We start from the raw sequence: 556 nt of genomic DNA, 5'->3' as shown, positions 1-556 counted from the left end.
CTGGTCGAACTTTCCGGCCTGTCGCAGAGCTCGGTATCACAGCATCTGGCCCTGCTGCGCGAGGAAGACGTGGTCAGCGTGCGGGGTGAGGCCCAGCTTCGCTTCTACAGCCTGAAGGATCCCATCGTTCGTGGCGTGATCCATACCTTGTGCGAGCTTTGCGCGGGGCATTCGACCAAGGCTTAGGCCCGCCCAGGCGACAGCGCAGGGACATCACCATTTCATTTGCCGGCGGCTGACTGGCCGACTGCCCAAGTCCGGCACGGGCGGGCAGGTGCGAACCTGCCCGGTTCCCGCCGCACCCCTGCGGTCGTTCGTACCCCCCACCCCCCTGAAAATCCGGCATTCGAATTGACCGCTATCAATTTGTATTACGATCCACTTATGTTACCTACGTTACGACGATGGTTTCGAATCCGCAGTTTGCCCTGCGGGTCCGGGTGATCTGCCCCCTTCTGAGTGGCCCAATTTCTATTTTAGAATTGGCCAGTCAGGAGGAATGGAATGGCGAGGAAACACAAGCCGGAGGAGATTATCGGCAAGCTGCGTGAAGCCG

At 59.7% G+C, this 556-nt stretch carries 1 protein-coding gene; it reads left to right on the top strand.

The window, feature by feature from the left end; translation table 11 throughout:
* Nucleotides 1-186 (top strand): ArsR/SmtB family transcription factor (locus GRI99_RS04640; protein WP_160770892.1); only part of this gene is annotated, 186 nt, incomplete at its 5' end.
* Nucleotides 187-556: the final 370 nt, after the last annotated feature.

It is taken from the genome of Alteraurantiacibacter buctensis, assembly GCF_009827655.1.
GTDB classification, from domain to species: domain Bacteria; phylum Pseudomonadota; class Alphaproteobacteria; order Sphingomonadales; family Sphingomonadaceae; genus Alteraurantiacibacter; species Alteraurantiacibacter buctensis.
Note: the sequence above shows the minus strand (reverse complement) of the source record. Positions and strands in the feature narration are given on the sequence as shown.